The sequence below is a fragment of the Streptomyces sp. PCS3-D2 genome, assembly GCF_000612545.2.
Classification (GTDB): Bacteria; Actinomycetota; Actinomycetes; order Streptomycetales; family Streptomycetaceae; genus Streptomyces.
Map to the genome: position 1 here is coordinate 5,743,251 of NZ_CP097800.1, position 19,380 is coordinate 5,762,630.

The 19,380-nt window shown below is 70.3% G+C and carries 15 protein-coding genes and 1 tRNA gene; 6 read left to right on the top strand and 10 right to left on the bottom strand.

Features of this window, described 5'->3' with window-relative positions; translation table 11 throughout:
• The first annotated feature begins 471 nt into the window (after positions 1 to 471).
• Positions 472 to 1,800: a pyridoxal phosphate-dependent decarboxylase family protein gene (locus AW27_RS25555; protein WP_052031225.1), complete on the top strand. Its 1,329-nt coding sequence runs from the start codon at positions 472 to 474 to the stop codon at positions 1,798 to 1,800.
• The gene (locus AW27_RS25560) at positions 1,797 to 3,206 is read left to right on the top strand and encodes a lysine N(6)-hydroxylase/L-ornithine N(5)-oxygenase family protein (RefSeq protein WP_037926708.1); all 1,410 of its coding nucleotides are present in this window, start codon (positions 1,797 to 1,799) and stop codon (positions 3,204 to 3,206) included. The genes AW27_RS25555 and AW27_RS25560 overlap by 4 nt, the downstream gene beginning before the upstream one ends.
• Positions 3,207 to 3,459: 253 nt before the next feature.
• Here the strand turns inward: AW27_RS25560 and AW27_RS25565 are convergent, their stop codons facing one another.
• Positions 3,460 to 5,268 (bottom strand): bifunctional metallophosphatase/5'-nucleotidase, encoded by a 1,809-nt coding sequence (locus tag AW27_RS25565; protein ID WP_037926706.1) that lies wholly within the window; start codon positions 5,266 to 5,268, stop codon positions 3,460 to 3,462.
• A 127-nt stretch (positions 5,269 to 5,395) separates the two neighbouring features.
• On the opposite strand from AW27_RS25565, the gene AW27_RS25570 reads away from it, so the two are divergent.
• The 3 genes from AW27_RS25570 (at position 5,396) to AW27_RS25580 (ending at position 8,456) form a co-directional block, all read left to right on the top strand.
• Positions 5,396 to 6,100, top strand: a complete 705-nt coding sequence (locus AW27_RS25570) for an SIMPL domain-containing protein (protein ID WP_037926703.1) — start codon at positions 5,396 to 5,398, stop codon at positions 6,098 to 6,100.
• 147 nt (positions 6,101 to 6,247) lie between these two features.
• Complete coding sequence (gene pyk, locus AW27_RS25575; protein ID WP_037926700.1) at positions 6,248 to 7,675, top strand: pyruvate kinase; 1,428 nt, start codon at positions 6,248 to 6,250, stop codon at positions 7,673 to 7,675.
• A gap of 202 nt (positions 7,676 to 7,877) precedes the next feature.
• Positions 7,878 to 8,456 (top strand): GNAT family N-acetyltransferase, encoded by a 579-nt coding sequence (locus AW27_RS25580; protein WP_037926697.1) that lies wholly within the window; start codon positions 7,878 to 7,880, stop codon positions 8,454 to 8,456.
• Positions 8,457 to 8,648: 192 nt separating this feature from the next.
• On the opposite strand, the gene AW27_RS25585 is transcribed toward AW27_RS25580, so the two are convergent.
• Positions 8,649 to 8,731 (bottom strand) — tRNA-Leu (locus tag AW27_RS25585).
• A 92-nt stretch (positions 8,732 to 8,823) separates the two neighbouring features.
• Here AW27_RS25585 and AW27_RS25590 point away from each other — a divergent pair.
• Positions 8,824 to 9,480: an ANTAR domain-containing response regulator gene (locus AW27_RS25590; RefSeq protein WP_037926694.1), complete on the top strand. Its 657-nt coding sequence runs from the start codon at positions 8,824 to 8,826 to the stop codon at positions 9,478 to 9,480.
• Between the two features lie 64 nt (positions 9,481 to 9,544).
• Here the strand turns inward: AW27_RS25590 and AW27_RS25595 are convergent, their stop codons facing one another.
• The 8 genes from AW27_RS25595 to AW27_RS25630 all read right to left on the bottom strand — a co-directional run bounded on the left by AW27_RS25595 (position 9,545) and on the right by AW27_RS25630 (position 19,346).
• Positions 9,545 to 10,261: an ABC transporter ATP-binding protein gene (locus AW27_RS25595; RefSeq protein WP_037926691.1), complete on the bottom strand. Its 717-nt coding sequence runs from the start codon at positions 10,259 to 10,261 to the stop codon at positions 9,545 to 9,547.
• Positions 10,258 to 11,439, bottom strand: a complete 1,182-nt coding sequence (locus tag AW27_RS25600; protein ID WP_037927530.1) for an ABC transporter ATP-binding protein — start codon at positions 11,437 to 11,439, stop codon at positions 10,258 to 10,260. Before AW27_RS25600 ends, AW27_RS25595 begins: the two co-directional genes overlap by 4 nt.
• Positions 11,440 to 11,444: 5 nt before the next feature.
• Positions 11,445 to 13,178 (bottom strand): branched-chain amino acid ABC transporter permease, encoded by a 1,734-nt coding sequence (locus tag AW27_RS25605; protein WP_037926688.1) that lies wholly within the window; start codon positions 13,176 to 13,178, stop codon positions 11,445 to 11,447.
• Positions 13,179 to 13,183: 5 nt separating this feature from the next.
• Positions 13,184 to 14,116 (bottom strand): branched-chain amino acid ABC transporter permease, encoded by a 933-nt coding sequence (locus AW27_RS25610; protein WP_037926685.1) that lies wholly within the window; start codon positions 14,114 to 14,116, stop codon positions 13,184 to 13,186.
• A gap of 108 nt (positions 14,117 to 14,224) precedes the next feature.
• Positions 14,225 to 15,457 carry a branched-chain amino acid ABC transporter substrate-binding protein gene (locus AW27_RS25615; RefSeq protein ID WP_037926683.1) on the bottom strand — a complete coding sequence of 411 codons (1,233 nt, stop codon included), beginning with the start codon at positions 15,455 to 15,457 and terminating at the stop codon, positions 14,225 to 14,227.
• A 540-nt stretch (positions 15,458 to 15,997) separates the two neighbouring features.
• Positions 15,998 to 16,399, bottom strand: coding sequence for a hypothetical protein (locus AW27_RS25620; RefSeq protein WP_037926680.1), 402 nt, complete (start codon positions 16,397 to 16,399; stop codon positions 15,998 to 16,000).
• A 130-nt stretch (positions 16,400 to 16,529) separates the two neighbouring features.
• Positions 16,530 to 17,021: a PaaI family thioesterase gene (locus tag AW27_RS25625; protein ID WP_037926677.1), complete on the bottom strand. Its 492-nt coding sequence runs from the start codon at positions 17,019 to 17,021 to the stop codon at positions 16,530 to 16,532.
• Between the two features lie 54 nt (positions 17,022 to 17,075).
• Positions 17,076 to 19,346 carry an FdhF/YdeP family oxidoreductase gene (locus tag AW27_RS25630; RefSeq protein ID WP_037927527.1) on the bottom strand — a complete coding sequence of 757 codons (2,271 nt, stop codon included), beginning with the start codon at positions 19,344 to 19,346 and terminating at the stop codon, positions 17,076 to 17,078.
• Between the last annotated feature and the right edge of the window lie 34 nt (positions 19,347 to 19,380).

Sequence of the window (19,380 nt, forward strand, 5' to 3'; positions counted from 1 at the left end):
CCTGCGGGCGGCCCGGCAGAACGGGGGCGGGTCCGCACGACCCGCCCCCCCGCTCCCGACCCCGGCGGGGTCGCGCGTCCGGGGACGGGAGCGGGTGGGGTGCGGTCCGGGACGTAGAATGTGATGGGTTGGCGCAGCAGGAGCCCGTACGGGCAACTCGGCCCAGGGCGCCCTACACCATGCAGTCCCGGACAGCACCCCACCGCCCCCAGCACCCCACCCTCCAGCACCACCCCCTCCCGGCATCGGCCCGTCCGCCGGCAGGGCCCCGCCTGATTCGGACAAACCCCGGCGGTTACCCCATTCGGGTCTGATCGTTGTACCGGTCGGGTGCCCCTGCCGCACCCAGGCCAGCCCCCGGAGGTTCCGTTGACAGCGCCGCACGGCACCCGGCATTCCGGCCGGCCGGAAGACCCCGTTCCGGCGCCGTACGGCACCGCGCTCGCCGGCGGAGCCGCCGGCCCCCAGGCCCTGCGCCCCCTCCTCGACACCGTCCTCGACGCCCTCCGCAGCGGAGCGGCCGAACGCCGAGGCCCGCTCCCCGCCGGCGGCCCCGACGCCGTCACCGTCCACGTCCGCAGCACGCTGGGATCCGTACTGCCCGCCCACGGCACCGGCGACCACGAAGCCCTCCGCACCCTCGTCCACGCCCTCGCCGCCGGTGCGGCGGATCCCGCCCACCCGCTCTGCGCCGCCCACCTGCACTGTCCGCCGCTGGCCGTCGCCACCGCCGCGGACCTCGCCGCGAGCGCCCTCAACCCCTCCCTCGACTCCTGGGACCAGGCCCCCGCGGCCTCCGCGATCGAAGCCCTCCTCACCCGCACCCTCGCCGCCGAGTTCTACGACACCCCCCACCCCGACGCCCTCATCACCACCGGCGGCACCGAGGCCAACCAACTCGCCCTGCTCCTCGCCCGCGAACGCCACGGCCCCCGCCTCACCGTCCTGCACGGCGCCAACGCCCACCACTCCGTCCCCCGCGCCGCCTGGCTGCTCGGCCTGCCCCCGGCCACCGAAATCCCCACGCCCTCCGGCGTCCTCGACCCGGCCCGCCTCGCCGACGCCCTCGCCGACGCCCCCGCACCCACCCTCGTCACCGCCACCGCCGGCACCACCGCCGCAGGCCTCATCGACCCGCTCCCCGCCATCGCCGACCTCTGCGAACACCACGGCGCCGACCTCCACATCGACGCCGCATACGGAGGTCTCCTCGCCCTCAGCCCCCGCCACCGCGACCGGCTCACCGGCCTCGGCCGCGCCCACTCGCTCACCGTCGACCTGCACAAACTCGGCTGGCAACCCGTCGCCGCGGGACTCCTGGCCGTCCCCGACACCGCGCTGCTGGCCCCCCTGGCCCACCAGGCCGACTACCTCAACGCCACCGACGACACCGAAGCGGGCCTCCCCGACCTCCTCGGCCGCTCCCTGCGCACCACCCGACGCCCCGACGCCATCAAGATCGCCGCCACCCTGCGCTCACTCGGCCGCGACGGCCTCGCCCGCCTCATCGACCGTACCTGCGACCTCGCACACGACCTCGCGCAGCGGCTCGACGCCCACCCCGGCTTCGAACTCCATGCCCCGCCCACCATCAGCACCGTCCTGTTCCGGCCCACCCACGCCACCGACGGCGAGCTCGCCACCCTGCGCCGCGCCCTCCTCCACCAAGGCCGCGCCGTCCTCGGCCGCACCCACGCCGACGGCCGCCTGTGGCTCAAAGCCACCCTGCTCAACCCGCACACCACGGCGGGAGACCTGGACACCCTCATCGCCCTCCTGGAAGGCAGCACCCACCGATGACCGCCCAGCTCGATGCACCCCACGACCTCGTCGGAATCGGCATCGGACCGTCCAACCTGTCCCTCGCCGCCCTCGCCCACGGCCTCACCCGACAGGGAGTGGGCGAACTCGCCACCGCCTTCTACGAGCAGCGCCGCGACTTCCGCTGGCACCCCGGGCTCCTCATCGACGGCACCACCCTCCAAGTCCCCTTCCTCGCCGACCTCGTCACCCTGGCCGATCCCACCAGCCCCTGGAGCTTCCTCAGCTACCTCCGGCACCGGGAACGGCTCTACCCCTTCTACTTCGCCGAGCAGTTCCACATCCACCGCGCCGAGTACGACGCCTACTGCCGCTGGGTCGCCGGCCGCGTCCCCGGCCTCCACTTCGGCCACCAGGTCGACGCCGTCCGCTGGAACCCCGAACGCGACGTCTTCGAAGTCGACTTCACCCAGCTCGGCCCCGCCGGCGAAGCCGAAGCCCTCGGCCGCACCCACACCCGAAACCTCGTCCTCGGCATCGGCACCGCCCCTCACGTCCCCGACCCCCTGCGCCCCCTCGTCGACGCCCCCACCGTCCCGGTCGTCCACTCCGCCGACTACCTCGACAACCGCCGCCGCATCCTCGGCGCCGAACACGTCACCGTCATCGGATCGGGCCAGTCCGGCGCCGAGGTCTTCCTCGACCTGCTCCGCGCCCGCCCCATCGGCCGCGAACGCCTGACCTGGCTCGCCCGCACTCCCTCCTTCGCCCCCATGGAGTACTCGAAACTCGGCCTCGAACACTTCACCCCCGACTACACCCGCTACTTCCACTCCCTCCCCGAACCGGTGCGCGACCACCTCGTCCCCGCCCAGTGGCAGCTCCACAAGGGCATCGACACGGCCACCATCGCCGCCATCCACGAGGAGCTCTACCGGCGCACCCTCCACGGCGGCTGGCCCGACGTGGTCCTCACCCCCGCCGTCACCGTCCGTACCGCCGGGCGCGTCGCCACCACCAAGGTCGAACTCCATCTCGAACACACCGAACAGGGCGCCCGCTCCCGCCTCACCACCGACGCCGTCGTCCTCGCCACCGGCTACCGCGAACGCCCCCTCACCCGGCTCCTCGCGGGCCTCGACCCCTACCTGCGCAAGGACTCCTCCGGCCGCCCCCGCATCGACGACCGCTACCGGATGGTCCTCGACCCCTCTGTCACCGGCAGCATCTTCGTCCAGAACGGCGAACGCCACACCCACGGCGTCGGCGCCCCCGACCTCGGCCTCGCGGCCTGGCGCAGCGCGGCCATCCTCAACACCTTGACCGGCAAGGAGCCCTACCCCCAGCCCCCGCGCACCGCGTTCACCACCTTCGGCCTCGAACAGCGCGAACACACCCGCCCCCGCCCCGCGGGCGAACTCCTCCCGCTCGTCGACCACCCGTAGGGGGTGTCCGCCGGATCCGCCGGTCCGCCGGATCCGCGGATCCGCCGGTCCCGGGCCCCGAACGGCCGGTCCGGGAACGCGCGGGGCCGGTGACCGCCGCCGCGGACACCGGCCCGTTCCGCACGCCCGCCGCGGCACGGGACCGTCCGAGCACGCCCGGCACGAGGACGGCCCTCCGCCCTGGGATCGCACCCACGCACCGGACACCGCGGGGCCCGCCCTCCGGGCGGACGGGCCACCGTCGCGCCACCCCCTAGAACACCGGCACGCCCGCCCGGGTCAGCCGCCAGTCCACCGAAGCGAACTGCGCCGGGTCGATCGTCCCCTTCGCCTTCACCCACTGGATGATCGTGTTGCGGATCTCGTCCGAGTTCGACCACAGCTGCTTGGCCTGCGGCACGTGCGGGAAGTTGCCGCCGCCCGAAGCCCGGTAGTTGTTGACCGCCAGCACGAACTGCGCCGCCGGATCCACCGCCTTCCCCTGGAAGGACAGCCCCGAGATCCGCGAGCCCGCCGGCTGCGCGATGTCGATGTCGTACGCCAGCCCGTACACGGCGTCGTAGTTGTAGTCCGGAATGCCCTCGGCGTTCGTCAGCTTCGCCGGATCCACCGCCTCACCCGGCGCCGTCCGCACGAAGTACCGTGCCGAGTACTCCAGGTAGTCCTTCAGCTGCGCCCCCGTCAGCAGCCGCGCCTCCATCGTGTTCTCGAACGGGTACAGGCCGGCCGCGTCCCTGATGGTCACCTGCCCGGCCGGGATGGCCGCCGTCCGCGAGAAGCACGATGCCTGCGACAGCACCGGCAGCGCCGCCCACTGCGAACCCGCCAGGGCCGACGTCACCGTCTCCGCCTGCACGTGGTTGATCAGGTCGATGATCGCCACGTCCTTGACCGGACCCTCCGCCGACGACATGGCCTGGGTCGAGGTGCCGATCACCTGGTTCACGTACGCCACGACCTTGCGGTGCTCGTCCGACAGCAGCCGCGTGATCTTCGTGTCCTCGGCGACCGTGTTCGAGTTCAGCACCTTCGCCGCGACCCTCACCACTGACCAGCGGCCCTTCTCCCACACCAGCTCGAAGTCGAACAGCGTCAGCCGCTGGCCCCACTTCAACGGCTCCGACAGCACCACGTCCTTGCCGGTGGCCTCGTTCTTCACCCGGTACTCGGGGATCTCCGTGTGCGCGTGCCCCACCAGGATCGCGTCGATCCCCGGAACCTGCTGCGCCACGAGCGCCGCCGCGTTCTCGACGTACGGCAGCTGGTCACCGTACGACGAGGTACCGCTCGACCCCGAGTGCGCCGACACGATCACCACGTCCGCCCCCATCGAGCGCAGCCGCGGCACGTACTTCGCCGCCTGCTCCTCCAGCCCCGGGAACGTCATCTTGCCCTGTACGTTCGCCTTGTCCCACAACGCGATGCCCGGGTTCGTCAGCCCCAGCACGGCCACCTTCACGTCCCGCCCGTGAGGAGTGCGCAGCCGGTGCATGCTGTACGGCGCGAAGGCCGGCTTCAGCGTCTTCGCGTCGAGCGCGTTCGCCCCCAGCAGCGGGAAGTCGCACTGCTCCTCGAACCTGCGCAACACCGGAATGCCGTAGTTGAACTCGTGGTTCCCCAGCGCCGCCGCGTCGTAGCCGATCGCGTTCATCGCCTGCGCCATCGGGTGCACCGGACCGCGCCGCGCCGTGATCGGATCGACCTTCGCGTAGTAGTACGACAGCTGTGTGCCCTGGATCGTGTCACCCGCGTCGATGAGCAGCGTGTTGCACCGCCCCTTCTCCGCCCGCACCTCGTTCACCAGGGTCGAGATCTTCGCCAGGCCGACGTCGTTGTGCGCCTTGTCGTCGAACTCCCTGTCCGTGAAGTAGTCCCAGTTGAAGACGTTCCCGTGCAGGTCGGTGGTCCCCATCACGGTGAACGCGTACGTCCGCGGCCCCGGCCTCCTCGCGTCCGGCTGCGCGGCGGCGGCAGCGGCCGGGGTGCTCGTGGCCCCCGCCAGGGCCGCGGCCGCCCCCGTCGCGGCCGTGGTCCCTATGAAAGTCCTGCGGTCGAACGCCATGTCATCTCCCTTATGAGGCCTGGACAACGCGCGTAGATTCTGGCCCACCGGAAACAGGCCGCGACACCCCCGTCAGGTTTCGATCCGGTGACCACACCCGAACGGGCGACAGTGCGAGAGTGAATCCATGACCCAGGACGCATCGCACCAGCCCTACGGCACCCCCGAAGTACCCCGCGTCGCCGTCCGCGGCGAGGCCCGCCTCGAAGTCGACCCCGAGATCGCCCGCATCGGCATCACCGTCAGCGCCCGCGGCACCGACCGCCGCACCGCCCTGGAAGACCTGACCCGGCGCAACGGCGCCGTCCTCGACCTCGTCAAGAGCTACGGCGACAGCGTCGAGAAGCTCGAAACCGGCGCCCTCTCCATCACCCCCGAACTCACCCGCCACGGCCGCGCCGAACGCGTCCGCGCTTACCACGGGCGCGTCCACATCACCGCCGAGATCGGGGACTTCGCCGACCTCGGCGAACTCACCACCCGCCTCGCCGACCTGGAGCTCACTCAGGTCGACGGCCCCTGGTGGGCCCTGCGCCCCACCTCACCGGCCCACGGCGAAGCCCGCCGCCAGGCCGTGCTCGAAGCCGTCCAGCGCGCCCGGGAGTACGCCGAAGCCCTCGGCGCCCGCCTCGCCGCCCTCGTCGAACTCGCCGACCTCGGAGCCGAGAACGCAGCCCCCTTCGCACAGGCTCCGGGGGGTGCCGGCATGCGCACCATGGCCTTCAGCACCACCGAGGACTCCGGTCCTCCGCCGCTCGACCTCGAACCCCAGCGTCAGACCGTCTACGCCCAGGTGAACGCCCGCTTCACCATGACCCCGCCGCACCTCTGAGACACGCGCCGAAAGGGCCCCGGGGGGGTGCTCATCGGAGCACCCCCTCGCACATTCAACAGTTGTCAACAACCTTTCGCTTAAAGGTTGTTGAGAGGACACCTGGAAGCGATGACCTACCCGTTGGTAGGGGAATAGGCTCGCCTTATGCGCCGAGCGAAAATCGTATGTACCCTGGGCCCCGCCACCGACTCGTACGACCAGATCAAAGCACTGGTCGAAGCCGGAATGGACATCGCCCGACTCAACCTCAGCCACGGCACCTACGCCGAGCACGAGGAGCGCTACCAGCGCGTGCGCAAGGCCTCCGACGAGACCGGCCGGAGCGTCGGCATCCTCGCCGACCTTCAAGGCCCGAAGATCCGCCTCGGCCGCTTCCGCGAAGGACCCGTACTCCTTGAACGCGGCGACGCGTTCACCATCACCGTCGAAGACCGCGAAGGCGACCGCCACACCTGCGGCACCACCTACCAGGGGCTCGCCGCGGACGTCACCACCGGCGAGCGCATCCTCGTCGACGACGGCCGCGTCACCCTCGAAGTCACCGCCGTCGAAGGCCCCCACGTCCACACGCGCGTCATCGAGGGGGGCATGGTCTCCGACCACAAGGGCCTCAACCTCCCCGGCGTCGCCGTCTCCGTCCCCGCCCTCTCCGACAAGGACATCGAAGACCTCCGCTGGGCCCTGCGCACCGGTGCCGACGTCATCGCCCTCTCCTTCGTCCGCAGCGGCCGCGACATCGACGACGTCCACCGCGTCATGGACGAGGAGGGCCGCCGCCTTCCCGTGATCGCCAAGATCGAAAAGCCCCAGGCGGTCGACAGCATCGACGACATCGTGGCCGCCTTCGACGGCATCATGGTCGCCCGCGGCGACCTCGGTGTCGAAATGCCCCTGGAGCAGGTCCCGATCGTCCAGAAGCGCGCCATCAAACTCGCCAAGCGCAACGCCAAGCCCGTCATCGTCGCGACCCAGATGCTCGACTCGATGATCGACAACTCTCGGCCCACCCGTGCCGAGGCCTCCGACGTCGCCAACGCCGTCATCGACGGCACCGACGCCGTCATGCTCTCCGGGGAGACCAGCGTCGGCAAATACCCCGTCGAGACCGTCCGCACCATGTCCCGCATCGTCGCGGCCGCCGAGGAGGACATCCTCACCAAGGGCCTCCCTCCCCTCACCGAACGCAACAAGCCGCGAACCCAGGGCGGAGCAGTCGCCCGCGCGGCCGCCGAAATGGGCGACTTCCTCGACGCGAAGTTCCTCGTCGCCTTCACCCAGAGCGGCGACACCGTCCGACGGCTCTCCCGCTACCGCTCACCCATCCCCCTCCTCGCCTTCACTCCCGACCCGGCCACCCGCTCCCAACTGAACCTCACCTGGGGCGTCGAAACCTTCCTCGGCCCCCACGTCGGCTCCACCGACGCCATGGTCGCGCAGGTCGAAGAGGAACTCCTGCGCATCGGCCGCTGCGTCACCGGCGACGTCGTCGTCATCACCGCCGGCTCGCCCCCCGGCGTCAGCGGCTCCACCAACCTCGTCCGCGTCCACCGCATCGGCGACGCCGTCCGCTGACCACCCACCGCTCGGCACCCGTTACCGCGCGGCACACCCGCACCGCGCCGGACACCCCGGTGCGGTGCGGACCGCCACCCCGACCGCGGGGCCGCTCGGTACCAACGCCCGTCGCGACACAGGCCGTTCGTCCCCGGCCTGTGACCTGCAAACGGACGAAAAGGGCTGGCGACAGGTCCCGCGGCCGAGTAGGAAAGGCGCCATGCGCACCTCCCTACGCACCTTCGTCCGCACCACGCTCGACCTCGGCGACGCCGTACTCCACCCATGGGGCCGCGAGCCCGCGGGACCGGATCTCCTGGACGACCTCGTCGCCGCTGCGGCGGACCCCGCGATCGCCCTCTGGAACCCCCTCCCCACAGCCGACCACCAGGCCGCCCGCACCTGGCTCGAAGCCCGCGAGGACGGCTGGGACCGCGGCGCGGGCGCCGCCTTCGCCGCCCTGGACGCCACCGACGGAGCCCTGCTCGGCACCATAGGCCTCCGCTGGGTCGACCGGGCCGACGGCCTCGCCAGCATCGGCTACTGGCTCCTGCCGGACGCTCGCGGCCGCGGCCTCGCCGCCCGGGCCACCCGGGCCGTCACCACCTGGGGCTTCTACACCGCCGACGCCCGCCGGATCGAGCTCGCCCACGCTGCCGGCAACGACGCCTCCTGCCGCGTGGCCCAGCGCTGCGGCTACCTCCCCGAAGGGGTCCTGCGCGAGTCCCACCTCTTCGGTGATGGCCGCCACCACGACGAACACCTCCACGCCCGCCTCGCCGGCGACCCCGAACCGTGATCAACCGGCTGTCCGCCGCCCCGTCCACCCCCGGCCACCGCCCCGGAGCGGCGCTCACGGACCGGGCCGCCCCGGAGGCCGCGCCCGCGACCCGCACGGCCTTCCGGCCGGAACGGTGCGTGCACAGGGGTGGCTGTGAGCAACAAAAAGCGGACGTTCACACGAAAGGTGAACGTCCGCTTTTCGGACATGTACCGGGTGCGGGATTCGAACCCGCACGTCCTTTCGGACAGATGTGTTTGAGACATCAGCGTCTGCCATTCCGCCAACCCGGCTAGGTCGCTGGTCGGAGTGTACCGGGTGACCATCGTGCCTTGCAGCTAGGTAGGCTCATCCAAGCAGCAGAGCCAGGCAAAGAGGAGCCCCCGTGACCGCCGAGCACGAGTCGACGCCCACGCCCGACGCCGACCAGTCGCACGTTCCGCCGCTGACGACCCGGGTCGTCATCGCGGAGGACGAGGCGCTCATCCGTCTCGACCTCAAAGAAATGCTCGAAGAAGAGGGCTACTCCGTCGTCGGCGAGGCCGGCGACGGGCAGACGGCCGTCGAGCTCGCCCGCGAGCACCGGCCCGACCTGGTCATCCTCGACGTGAAGATGCCCGTCCTGGACGGCATCTCCGCGGCGGAGAAGATCGCGCAGGAGTCCATCGCCCCCGTCCTGATGCTGACGGCGTTCTCGCAGCGGGACCTCGTCGAGCGGGCCCGGGACGCCGGTGCCATGGCGTACCTCGTGAAGCCGTTCAGCAAGAGCGACGTGGTGCCGGCCATCGAGATGGCCGTGTCCCGGTTCGCCGAGCTGCGTGCGCTGGAGAAGGAGGTCGCGGACCTCTCCCAGCGGCTGGAGACCCGCAAGCTGGTCGACCGTGCGAAGAGCATCCTGCAGACGCAGTACGGGCTGACCGAGCCCGCTGCCTTCCGCTGGATCCAGAAGTCCTCCATGGACCGCCGGATGTCGATGCAGCAGGTCGCCGAGGTCGTCATCGAGGACGCCGAGGCGAAGAAGAAGGAGAGCGGCGGGAAGTAGCCCGCCCCGCCCGGACATGCGTGAGGCCCGCCTCCCCCGAGGGAGGCGGGCCTCACACGTCCGGTCAGTCCTCGCCGAGGTAGGCCTTGCGGACGTCCTCGTTGTGAAGGAGGTCCTGGCCGGTGCCGGAGAGGACGATCTTGCCGATCTCCATGACGTGCGCCTGGTCGGCGAGGGAGAGCGCCGCCTGGGCGTTCTGCTCGACGAGCAGGATCGTCATGCCCGAGGCCTTGAGCTCGGAGATGGTCGACATGATCTTCTGCATCATCAGCGGAGAGAGGCCCATGGAGGGCTCGTCCAGCATGAGGAGCTTCGGCTGGCACATGAGCGCACGGCCCATGGCGAGCATCTGCTGCTCACCGCCCGAGAGGGTGCCGGCGGCCTGCTTGCGGCGCTCTCCCAGGATGGGGAAGAGGTCGTAGGCGCGCTGGATGTCCTTCTCGATGCCGTCCTTGTCATTGCGCAGGAAGGCGCCGAGCTGGAGGTTCTCCTCGATCGTCAGACGCGGGAAGATGTGGCGGCCCTCGGGGGAGTGCGCCAGCTTCAGGGCGACGATCTTGTGGGCGGGGACACCGACGAGGGGCTGGCCGTCGAAGGTGACGCTGCCCGCGGTGGGCTTCAGGAGCCCGGAGAGGGTGCGCAGGGTGGTCGTCTTGCCGGCGCCGTTGGTGCCGACGAGGCAGACGATCTCGCCCTCGTTGACCTCGAAGGAGATTCCCTTGACGGCTTCGATCTTGCCGTAGGCGACCTTGAGGTCCTCGACCTTGAGCAGTGCGGTCACTTGGCCTCTCCTTCCGTGGTGCTGGTGGTGCCGGTGGTGCTGTCCGCGCCCGCGTCCGGGGCGGCGGGGGCCCCGGTGTCCGAGTCGGCCGCAGGGGCCTCGTCGTCCGCGGCGTCCGCCTCTGCGTCGGCGTCGGCCGCGACCCGGGTCTCCGGCTCGGTGTCGGCCTCGGGCTCGGCCTCAGGCTCGGCGTCGGCCTCAGGCTCGGCCTCAGTCGCGGCCTCGGGCTCGGCGTCGGCCTCAGGCTCGGCCTCAGCCTCCGGCTCGGCGTCAGCCTCGGCCTCGGGCTGCTCGGCCGCCGCTTCGGCTGCGGCCTCCGCGGCGGCTCCCGCGTGGGACTCCGCAGCCTCGACCTCGGCGATCTCGGCCGCTCCCGGCTCGCCCTCGAAGGGGGTGCCGAGGTAGGCCGCGATGACGCGCTCGTCGCCCTGGACCTCGGAGGCGGTGCCTTCGATGAGCTTCTCGCCCTGGACGAGACAGGCGACGCGGTCGCACAGGTTGAAGATGAAGCGCATGTCGTGCTCGATCACGAGTACGGCGATGCCCATGTCCCGGATCGCGAAGATGAGCTCCTCGGCGGTGCGGGTCTCCTGCGGGTTCATGCCGGCGGTGGGCTCGTCCAGCAGGATGAGGCCGGGGTCGCTGGCGAGGGCCCGGGCGATCTCCAGCTTGCGCTGCTCGCCGTAGGGGAGGTTCTTCGCGAGGTGGTCGGCCTTGTGCTCCAGGCCGATGAACTCGAGGAGTTCCATGGCGCGTGCCTCGCTGGCGGCTTCGGCCTTCTTGAAGCCGGGGCCGCGCAGCAGGGCGGACCAGAGGCCTTCCTTCGTGCGGGTGTGGCGTCCGACGAGGACGTTCTCCATCACCGTCATGTTGTGGAAGAGCCGGATGTTCTGGAAGGTGCGGGCGATGCCGGCCTCGGTGACCCGGTGGGGCTTGGGCGGGAGGACCTTGCCCTTGTAGCTCACCGAGCCCTCGGTGGGCACGTACAGACCGGTGAGGCAGTTGAAGAAGGTGGTCTTGCCGGCGCCGTTGGGGCCGATGAGTCCGACGATCTCGCCCGCGTTGACCTGGAGGTCGACGCCCTTGACGGCGGTGAGGCCGCCGAAGCGCATGGTGACGCCCTTGGCTTCGAGGACCGTGGTCTTCGTCTTGGTGGTGGTGTCCGTGGTGGTCGTCATGGCGTTCACGCCCCCGCCTTGGCGGTGGCCAGGTCCTGGGGGGCCTGGTCAGCGGTGTCTTCGTGGAACTCGAGCTGCGCACGCTTGTTGGCGATGAGGCCTTCGGGGCGGAAGCGCATGAGCAGGATGAGGGCGATGCCGAAGGCGAGGAGCTGGTAGTCCTGGAGGAAGGCCAGCTTCGCCGGGATCAGGAAGAGGAGTGCGGCGCCGAGGATGGGGCCGCGGATGGTGCCCATGCCGCCGAGGATGACGGCGGCGAGGAGGAACGCGGAGTTCGGCGGGACGGGCCCGGCGAAGACGTAGTTCTCGGGGACGACCGTGGTGTTGACGTGCGCCTGGACGGTGCCGGCGAGGCCCGCGAGGGTGGCGCCGAGGGCGAAGGCGATGAGCTTGACCTTGAAGCCGTTGATGCCCATGGCTTCGGCGGCGGTCTCGTCCTCGCGGATGGCGACCCAGGCGCGGCCGATGCGGCTGTTGCCGGCGCGGGCGAAGACCACGACGACCACGGCCATCACCAGCAGCATCAGGAAGTAGTAGTTGGCGTAGGCGCCGAGTTCGATGCCGGCGACGGTGTGGGACTCGCCGAAGTTCCACCCGAAGAGTTCCAGGTGGGGGACGTTCGGGATGCCGTTGGGACCGTTGGTGATGTCCGGGCCGGAGGTGCCGTCGAGGTTGCCCATGGCGATGCGGAAGATCTCTCCGAAGCCGAGGGTGACGATGGCGAGGTAGTCGCCGCGCAGGCGGAGGGTCGGCGCACCGATGACCACGCCGAACACGAGCGAGACGAGGGCGCCCACGATGACCGCCGCCCAGAAGGGGAGGTGGATGCCGAAGGCGGACGCGGTGCTGCCGGAGACCAGGGCCGCGGCGTAGGCGCCGACACCGAGGAAGGCGACGTATCCGAGGTCGAGGAGGCCGGCGAGGCCGACGACGATGTTGAGGCCGAGGGCGACGGTCGCGAAGATCAGGATGTTGACCGCGATCAGCGTGTAGGTGTCGCCGCTCTGCTGGATGAACGGGAAGGCGATGGCCGCGGCCGCGGTGCCGAGGAGGGTGACCTGGCGGTTCTTCGCGGTGAGGACCGAGAACCGGGCGAGGAGGCCCGACTTGTTCAGGGCGAGGGCCGCGAGGCCGACCGTGATCAGGTAGGCGACGAAGAGCTGCGGCTCCTTGTCATCGGTGTCGATGCCGAAGGTGATGACGAAGAGGCCGAGGGCGAAGACACCGGTGATGACGAGGATCTCGGCCCAGGAGGGGAGCTCCTTGCCGGGGGCGGCCTTGCGGCTGTCGTCGGGGAGCTTGTGCGCGGCGAGGGCCGGGACGAGCGAGCCGACGAGGGCGACGTAGGCGCCGGGTTCGAGGTTGATCACGCCGCCGAGGACGACGGTGATGGCGAGGACCGTGAACCAGGTGGCGGCCAGGTTGCCCAGAGCCAGGAACCAGATGGCCTTGCGGGAGCCGGCGGGGGTGAGCCAGGCGAAGCCCTTGACGCCGAGCGCGGAGAGCGCGTGGACGAGGGTGAGGGCCGCACCGGCGAGGGTGACGTACTGGAGGCCGGCGGGGCTGCCGTAGAAGGTGAGGTCGCCGGGGAATTCGTCGGTCCAGGTCCAGGCGAGGAAGGCGCTGAGGATGGTGAGGAGGCTGCCGCCGACGATCGCGTAGAGGAGCGTGGCCGGTGCGGGTGCCGCCTTCGCGGCCTGCGTCGGTGCCTGCGTCTGCGGGGTGGTGTTGGTGGTCATGGTTCTCACGCCCGATCCGTGACGCGCTGGCCGAGCAGGCCCTGGGGCCGCACGAGCAGGACGACGATGAGGAGTACGAAGGCCCAGACGTTGGACCAGGCTCCGCCGCCGAGCTGCTGCATGCCGGGGATCTCTTCGATGTAGGCGATCGAGAGGGCTTCGGCGAGTCCGAGGACGACACCGCCGACCATGGCTCCGTAGATGTTGCCGATGCCGCCGAGGACGGCCGCGGTGAAGGCCTTCAGACCGAGGATGAAGCCCATCTCGAAGTTGATCTGGCCCTTGTCGAGGCCGTAGGCGACGGCGGCGACGGCGGCGAACGCGGCACCGATGGCGAAGGCCATGACGATGATGCGGTCGGTGTTGATGCCCATCAGCTTCGCGGTGTCCGGGTCCTGCGCGGTGGCCTGCATGGCGCGGCCGCTGCGGCTCTTGCGGACGAAGACGCCGAGGGCGAGCATGCACAGCGGGGCGAGGATGAGGACGAAGAGGTCCGCACGCTGGATCGCGAGGCTGTCGGAGATCTTGAAGGACGGGCCGCTGAACTCGGGGAAGCTGACAGCCTTCTTGGCGTCCGGGTAGAACTGCCAGACGAGCTGCTGGAGCGCGATCGAGAGGCCGATTGCGGTGATGAGGGGTGCGAGCCGGGGGGCGCCGCGCAAGGGGCGGTAGGCGAAGCGCTCGGCTGCGCAGGCCACGGCGACGGAGCAGAGGGCGCCGCCGACGATCATGACTGGTATCGCGATCAGCAGGGTGGTGCCGGTCGGGAGGATGGTGTAGGCGGTGAGCGCGCCGAAGCCACCGATCATGAAGATCTCGCCGTGGGCGAAGTTGATGAGCTGGACGATGCCGTAGACCATGGTGTACCCGATGGCGATGAGGCCATAGAGAGCACCGAGGGCCAGGCCGTTGGCCAGCTGTTGCGGCAGTTCGTGCACCGCAGGGCCTCCGATGAGCGTGTCGGATATGACTCCGCGCGAGGGCACTGTTTGCGCCCTCGCGCGGCGTTGGTTCAGGTGTTGCGGGTCATGCCTGGTGCTGCGGGCTTACTGGTTGAAGGTGTCGCTCTTGACGTCGATCCACTTGCCGCCCTCGACCTTGTAGACCGTGAGCTGCTTGTTGGTGGTGTCGCCGTACTCGTCGAAGGCGACCTTGCCGGTCACGCCCTCGAAGGAGACCTTGCCGAGAGCCTCGACGACCTTGGCGCGGGCGTCGTCGGGGAGCTTGCCGCTGTTGGCGGCCACGACGGCCTTGACGGCCTGGATGACGGCCCAGCCGGCGTCGTAGGAGTAGCCACCGTAGGCGGCGTACGGGTCCTTGTAGCCCTCGGCCTTGTAGTCCTCGATGAACTTCTTGGCGGTGTCCAGCTTCTCGACCGGGTAGCCGATGGAGGTGGAGAGGTCGCCTTCGTTCGGCTCGCCGGAGGCGCTGATGAACGCCGGGTCCTGGATGCCGTCGCCGCCCATGAGCGGGACGTTGGCGCCGGTCTTCTTGATCTGGTCGGCGAGCAGGCCGCCCTCGGGGTACTGGCCGCCGAAGTAGACGGAGTCGGCGCCGGAGGACTTGACCTTGTCGGCGGTGGAGGAGAAGTCGGTCTCCTTCACGGTGACGTGGTCGGTGCCGACGACCTCGCCGCCGAGCTTCTTGAACTCGTCGGAGAAGATGGCGGCCAGACCGGCGCCGTAGGTCTGCTTGTCGTCGACGACGAAGACCTTCTTCTTGCCGGCGTCCTTGAAGAGGTACTGGGCGGCGAACTTGCCCTGGACCACGTCGGTGGCGGCGGTGCGGAAGTAGGTGTCGAAGGGGCGCTTGAACTCGCCCTTGCCCCAGTTGTCGCCCTGGCTGAGCGCGGGGTTGGTGTTGGCCGGGGAGACCTGCGCCAGCTTGGCGGAGGCGAAGACGCCCTGCATCTGCTGTGCGACGCCGGAGTTCAGGGGGCCGACGACGCCGAGGACCTCCTTGTTGCCGACGAGCTTGGTGGCGTTGGCCTGGCCGGAGGCCGGGACGGCCTGGTCGTCGAGGGCCTCGACCTTGAACTCGATGCCCGGGACCTCGTTGTTCTTGTTGGCCGTCTTGGCCGCGAGGTCGACGGAGTTCTTGATGCCCTGACCGAGAGCGGAGAGGGATCCGGTGAGCGGGGCGTCGACGCCGATGACGACGACGGTCTTCTTGCCGCCGCTGTTGTCCTTGGAGCCTCCGTCGCGCGATCCGCAAGCGGTGAGGGTCAGTGCTCCCGTGGTGATCACGGTGGTGAGGATGAGCAAAGAACGGTGTCGCACGATTCTTCCTTTCCCTGGCGCAGCCCTCTGTCGAGGTGCCGTTGGGTCGCCGGGCCGCACTGGAGAGGTCCACGGCCGTGCTGATTCGCGCCCTGCGGCGCGGTGACTGGCCGTGACTCTAGGGCCGAGGTGGCGAGCACCGGGAGGCGGGAAAGGAGGATGTGACGCTCTTGTTATGCCAAGGCCAAGAATGTGTGGCGGGAGTTTCAACAAACCGGACATTTAGGTGCCCCTGAGATCGTCCGCATCGTGAGAAATCGCAGTTCTTCTAAGGGGCTTGAGGGCTTCATGCTCCTGTCTTTGATCAAATTGAGCCGAATGTGGCTGCGCGTACCCGAGGGAATCCTCCGGGTGGTCATTCCCAGGGGAAAAGGCGGATTCGAGCCGTCCTGGACATTACGCAGAGTAACGATCTCGGCGTTGCGTGGAAGCCGTGAATGATCTTGGCTTGTCGGCGGAAAGGCCTCTCACCTGCGATTCATTCGGGAGAGGGGATCTGCCCGGAAGGCGGACAGCATGCACGGAATGCGGTGACGGCGGTCACATCGGTGGGCGCCAGTTCTCCGAACTCTCCGTCGCGCCGCCCTGGTCGGCGCAGCGCCGTGCGACGAACCGGTCGATCAGCTCAAGTGCCTTGTCCTGTCCGGCAGTTCGCTCCTCCGCGCGCCCGGCGGCCACTGCGTCCTCGTGGATCGCGTACTGGGCGTTGGACAGCCCCTTCTGCTCCCAGTCGAGGCCGGACCACTGCGTGCCCAGCAGGGTTTCCTTCGCCCAGTAGGACACCAGGCTCGTGCACACCTGTACGGGGGAGGCGGGAGTGGGGGCGGAGCGGCTCACGGAGCCCGCCGCGGAGGGTGGTGCGGAGGATGAGCATCCGGCCAGGGCGAGCGCCGCGAGCAGGGTGTGGGCGGCGTACCGGGCCGTGCGTGGCATGGTCCCCATGGGGGGACGGTAGGCGGTGACCGCCGGTGAGACAACGGATGTCACCGCGAAGCGTGCGGATTGGCGGATTCCGGGCGGTTGCGGAGCCGGGGTGCCCACCCCGGCTCCGCTGCTCGGGGGCGCGGCCGGATCAGGCCTGTGCGTGGGCCTCGGCGCCGCCGGCGACCTGGTCGACCTCGCGCAGCAGGCAGGTCAGGCGGGCGGTGCAGATCCGCTTGTCCTGCTCGTCGGTGATGACGATCTCGAAGGTGGTGGTGGACCGGCCGCGGTGGACCGGGGTGGCAACGCCGGTCACGATGCCGCTGCGGGCGCCCCGGTGGTGGGTGCAGTTGAGGTCCACGCCGACGGCGATCTTGCTGATGCCGCCGTGCATCATGGCGCCGATCGAGCCGAGGGTCTCGGCCAGCACGGCGGAGGCCCCGCCGTGCAGCAGTCCGTAGGGCTGGGTGTTGCCCTTGACGGGCATGGTGCCGACGACGCGGTCGGCCGAGGCCTCCAGGATGCGGAGGTCCATGCGCTCACCGAGGTCTCCGGCCGAGAACAGCGCGGGCAGGTCGACCCCCAGGGCCGCGTACTCGTCGAGGACCTCCTGCGGGAACTTCACTGCGTGCTGCTCGCCCATGGCCAGGCTCCGTTCGTCAACGCTCGTTAACCATCAATTCCTGAGGTCGTTCTATCAGGCCGGTTCGAAGCGCACGACGACGGACTTGCTGGCCGGGGTATTGCTGGTGTCCGCGGTCGAGTCGAGCGGGACCAGCACGTTCGTCTCGGGGTAGTACGCCGCGGCGCAGCCCCGGGCGGTCGGGTAGTGCACGACGCGGAAGCCGGGCGCGCGCCGTTCCACGCCGTCCTGCCACTCGCTCACCAGGTCGGTGTACGAGCCGTCGGCCAGGCCCAGCTCCGCCGCGTCGGCGGGGTTGACCATGACGACGCGGCGGCCGCCGGTGATGCCGCGGTAGCGGTCGTCGAGGCCGTAGATGGTGGTGTTGTACTGGTCGTGGCTGCGCAGGGTCTGCAGCAGTAGCCGGCCCGGCGGGACCCGCGGGTACTCGACGGGCGCCGCGGTGAAGTTCGCCCTGCCCGTCCTGGTGGGGAAGCGACGCTCGTCGCGTGGGGCGTGCGGGAGGCGGAAGCCCTCGGGCCGGGCGGCGCGGGCGTTGAAGTCCTCGAAGCCGGGCACCACGCGGGCGATCCGGTCGCGGATGGCGCCGTAGTCGCGCTCGAACTCCTCCCACGGGGTGGCGGAGGCGGAGCCGAGGACGGCGCGGGCCATCCGGGCCACGATGGCCGGCTCGGAGAGCAGCTGCGGGGAGGCGGGGGCCAGGTTGCCGCGCGAGGCGTGGACCATGCCCATGGAGTCCTCCACGGTGACGAACTGCCTGCCGGAGGCCTGGACGTCCTTGTCGGTGCGGCCGAGGGTGGGCAGGATCAGCGCGCGCCGGCCGGTGACCACATGGGAGCGGTTGAGCTTGGTGGAGACATGGACGGTCAGGGCGGTGCGGCGGATCGCGGCCTCGGTGACCTCGGTGTCGGGGGTGGCGCCGACGAAGTTGCCGCCCATGGCGAACAGGACCTTGGCGGTGCCGTCGCGCATCGCCCGGATGGAGCGGACCACGTCGTAGCCGTGGCCGCGCGGCGAGGTGATGCCGAATTCCTTGTCGAGGGCGTCGAGGAAGGCGGGCGCGGGCCGCTCGAAGATGCCCATGGTGCGGTCGCCCTGGACGTTGGAGTGGCCGCGGACGGGGCAGACGCCGGCGCCGGGGCGGCCGATGTCGCCGCGCAGCAGGAGGAGGTTGACGACCTCGCGGATGGTGGCGACGGCGTGCTTGTGCTGGGTGAGGCCCATCGCCCAGCAGACGATCGTGCGCTTCGAGGCCAGGACCATGGCCAGCGCGCGCTCGATCTGGGGCCGGGTCAGGCCGGTGGCCGCGAGGGTCTCGTCCCAGTCCGCTTCCTTCGCGGCGGCCACGAGGTCCTCGTAGCCGTGGGTGTGCTCGCGGATGAACGCCTCGTCGGTCGCCCCCTCGGTCTCGATGACGAGCTTGTTCAGGAGGCGGAAGAGGGCCTGGTCACCGCCGATGCGGATCTGCAGGAAGAGATCGTTGAGGGCCGTGCCCCTGAGCATGCCGAGGGGGGTCTGCGGGTTCTTGAACCGCTCCAGACCGGCCTCGGGCAGCGGGTTCACCGAGATGATCTTCGCGCCGGCGGCCTTGGCCCGTTCCAGTGCGGAGAGCATGCGCGGGTGGTTGGTGCCCGGGTTCTGCCCGGCGACGATGATCAGCTCGGCCTGGTGGAGGTCTTCGAGGGTGACGCTTCCCTTGCCGATCCCGATGGTCTCGGTCAGCGCCGAGCCCGAGGACTCGTGGCACATGTTGGAGCAGTCGGGCAGGTTGTTGGTGCCGAACTCGCGGGCGAAGAGCTGGAAGAGGAACGCGGCCTCGTTGCTGGTGCGGCCCGAGGTGTAGAAGAGGGCCTCGTCGGGGGAGCCGAGCGCGGTCAGCTCCTCGGCGATGACCTCGAAGGCGCGCTCCCAGCTGATCGCCTCGTAGCGGTCGCCGCCCTCGGGCAGGTACATCGGCTGGGTGATGCGGCCCTGCTGGCCCAGCCAGTAGCCGGAACGGCCGGCCAGGTCGCTCAGGGGGTGCGCGGCGAAGAAGGCGGGGGTGACCCGGCGCAGGGTGGCCTCCTCCGCGACGGCCTTGGCGCCGTTCTCGCAGAACTCGGCCGTGTGCCGCTTGTCGCCCTCGGGCCAGGCGCAGCCGGGGCAGTCGAAGCCGTCCTTCTGGTTGACCTTGAGGAGGGTGCGGGCGGTGCGGGCCAGGCCCATCTGCTGCTGCGCGATCCGCAGGGTGTGGCCGATCGCCGGAAGGCCGGCCGCCGCGTGCTTGGGCGGTGTGACCTGCGGTGCGTCCTGTACCGGATCACCTGTGGGCGGCTTGGTCGCCATCGCGCTCCCCTTCGAGCGTTCGTACGGGCGCAGC